Here is a 3218-nt window from a genome sequence, read left to right as displayed (position 1 = left end):
GCCCCACCGGGCCCGACGACCACCCGTGGTACCGCACGGCATCCACCGTTCTCGCCCTGTGCCTCGGGACCATGGGCCTGCCCCACGTCCTCGTCCGCTACTACACGAACCCCGACGGCAACGGTGCCCGCCGCACCACCGTCACCGTGCTGGCGCTGCTCGGGGCGTTCTACGTCATCCCGCCCGTCTACGGGGCGCTGGGCCGGATCGCCTACCCGACCCTGCCCGACGGCATGGGCTCGGACACGATCGTGCTCCAACTACCCGAGACCATGGTCGACGGACTGGCCGGGCAGCTGCTCACCGCGATGCTCGCGGGGGGCGCGTTCGCCGCGTTCCTGTCCACGGCATCCGGCCTGGCGATGTCGGTGACCGGCGTCCTCGACCAGGAACTGCTGCGCCCCCGACTCGCCCGCTTCGCCGGTGGTGACGTACCCGGTGTTCGTGGTTTCCGGATCGCGGCGGTGCTGGCCGTGGTGCTGCCCTACCTCGTGAGCCGGGTGTCGGAGCCGCTCGGGCTCGCGACCACTGTGGGGCTGGCCTTCGCCGTCGCCGCGGCGACGTTCGCCCCGCTGCTCATGCTCGGCGTGTGGTGGCGCCGGCTGTCGACGTGGGGCGCGATGGCCGGGCTCCTCGTCGGAGGAGTCAGCGCCGGGGGCGCGATCCTCATCACCGTGTTCGCGCCACCGCTCGGCGGCTGGCCCGAGGCGCTGCTCGCGAACCCCGCGATGTGGGCGACCCCGCTGGCCCTCGCGACCTCGATCGCCGTCTCGCTCGCGACCCCGGACCGCATCCCGCCCGGGACGACCCGAACCATGGTGCGGCTGCACACCCCCGAGCGCGTCGCCGTGAGGATGCGCACCCGCGACTGAGAACTCCGAGCGGCCCGCCCCCCCAGCAGTCGAGAGGAGGCGAATCGCCGCAAGGGCGGACGCTCAGACGGCGATTCGTCTACCTTCGACGGGCGGATGCCGTCAGCCGACGGCCGCTCGCGCGGCCACGAACGCGTCGACGCACTCACGGACGTCGGCCTCCGAGTGGGCCGCTGACAACTGCACCCGGATGCGCGCCCTGCCGCGTGGCACCACGGGGAAGCTGAAGGCGACGACGTAGACCCCGGCGGCGAGCATGTGGTCGGCCACCTCGGCAGCCTGCCGAGCACCGTCCTCACCCGGGAACATGACCGGGGTGATCGGGTGCGATCCGGGCAACAGCTCGAACCCGGCATCCGTCATGAGCTCACGGAAGAGGGCCGAGTTCGCACGCAGGGTCTCGCAGGCCTCGCTCGAGCCCGACACGAGGTCGAGCGCTGCCAGCGAGCCGGCCACCACCGCGGGAGCCACCGAGTTCGAGAACAGGTACGGCCGGGCTCGCTGGCGCAGCAGGTCGACGACCTCCTGGTGGCTCGTCACGTACCCGCCCGAGGCGCCCCCGAGGGCCTTGCCGAGGGTGCCGGTGATGATGTCGACGCGGTCCATGACCCCGAACAGCTCGGGTGTGCCCCGGCCCCCCTCACCGACGAAGCCCACCGCGTGCGAGTCGTCGACCAGCACCATCGCCTGGAACTCGTCGGCCAGGTCGCAGATCTGGTCGAGCGGGGCGTACGACCCGTCCATCGAGAAGACCCCGTCGGTGACGACGCACACCCGCCGCGCCCCGCCCGCCCGGGCCGCCTCGAGCTGGGCCCGCAGGTCACCCATGTCGGCGTTCTTGTACCGGAAGCGGGCGGCCTTGCTGAGCCGGATGCCGTCGATGATCGACGCGTGGTTCAGCTCGTCGGACACGATCGCGTCCTCGGCACCGAAGAGCACCTCGAACACCCCGCCGTTGGCGTCGAAGCACGAGCCGAACAGGATGGTGGCCTCCATGCCGAGGAACTGCGACAACCGCTGTTCGAGCAGCGTGTGCTGGGTCTGCGTGCCGCAGATGAAGCGCACCGAGGCCATGCCGAAACCCCACTCGTCCAGGGCGTTTCGGCTGGCAGCCACGACGTCGGGGTGGTCGGCGAACCCCAGGTAGTTGTTGGCGCAGAAGTTCAGCGACGACCCGCCCGCGGTGGCGACGTGAGCGGCCTGCGGCGTCGTGAGCTCACGCTCGCGCTTGTACAGGCCGGCGTCCTCGATCTCCTTGAGGGTGGCCGCGAGCTCGTCCTTGACGGTGCCGTACACGTCGCCTCCAGCGTGGTGTCGTCAGCGGCAGCGCGGGGCTGCGCCGCCTCTGTCGTGCAGCGTATGCCGTGTGCGGTCACGGATGCCGCCCTCCGGCATCCGTGGCCACCCTCAGCTCCAGTCGAGCACGACCTTGCCGCCGGTGCCCGACCGGGTCTCGTCGAACGCGGCCTGCCACTCGGCCGCCGCGTACCGCCCCGTCACCACCGACGACACCGCCGTGCGCAGCTCGGGCGACGTCGCGAGCATCGAGCCCATGAGGTACCAGGTCTCGAACATCTCGCGCCCGTAGATGCCGCGCAGGGTGATCATGTGCGTGATGACCCGGCCCCAGTCGATGGCGTAGCGGTCCTTGGGCAGGCCGAGCATCGCGACGCGGCCGCCGTGGTTCATGTTCGCGAGCAGGTCCTCGACGGCCGCGGGTGACCCGGACATCTCGAGGGCGATGTCGAACCCCTCCGCCATGCCGAGCTGGCCCTGGGCGTCGCGCAACGTCTGGCCTGCGGACACGTCGACGACGAGGTCCGCCCCCGCCGCGGCTGCCAGCGCCAGGCGCCCGGCCGACATGTCGGTCACGACGATCCGGCGCGCCCCCGCGTGGCGCACGACCGCCGTCGCCATGACCCCGATCGGCCCGGCCCCGGTGATGACGACGTCCTCACCGACGACCGGCCACTGCAGCGCCGTGTGCGTGGCGTTGCCGAGCGGGTCGAACAGCGCCCCGAGGTCGGGGTCCAGGTCGGGCGGCTGCACCCACGCGTTCGTCGCCGGGATGACGACGTAGTCGGCAAAGGCGCCGTCGCGGTTGACCCCGACGCCGACGGTGTTGATGCACAGGTGCCGGCGCCCGGCCCGGCAGTTGCGGCAGGTGCCGCAGACCAGGTGCCCCTCCCCCGAGACCCGGTCACCGACGGCCACGTGGTCGACGTCGGCCCCGACCTCGACGACCTCGCCGAAGAACTCGTGCCCGAGCGTCATGGGGGCGCGCACCGTGGCCGCCGCCCACTCGTCCCACTGCTCGAGGTGCAGGTCGGTGCCGCACAGGCCCGC

General features: G+C 72.1%; 3 protein-coding genes. 1 reads left to right on the top strand and 2 read right to left on the bottom strand.

What is annotated here, in order from left to right; translation table 11 throughout:
• On the top strand, window positions 1-872 hold an 872-nt coding region (locus PLL68_RS01810), incomplete at its 5' end, for a sodium:solute symporter family transporter (protein ID WP_502910608.1).
• 102 nt (window positions 873-974) lie between these two features.
• Here the strand turns inward: PLL68_RS01810 and PLL68_RS01805 are convergent.
• Complete coding sequence (locus tag PLL68_RS01805) at window positions 975-2168, bottom strand: glycine C-acetyltransferase (protein WP_324531090.1); 1194 nt, start codon at window positions 2166-2168, stop codon at window positions 975-977.
• Between the two features lie 111 nt (window positions 2169-2279).
• Window positions 2280-3218, bottom strand: a 939-nt coding sequence (gene tdh / locus PLL68_RS01800) for an L-threonine 3-dehydrogenase (protein WP_324531087.1), incomplete at its 5' end; no start/stop codon positions are given.

Source organism: Ornithinibacter sp., assembly GCF_035443565.1.
Lineage (GTDB): Bacteria > Actinomycetota > Actinomycetes > Actinomycetales > Dermatophilaceae > Fodinibacter.
Note: the sequence above shows the minus strand (reverse complement) of the source record. Positions and strands in the feature narration are given on the sequence as shown.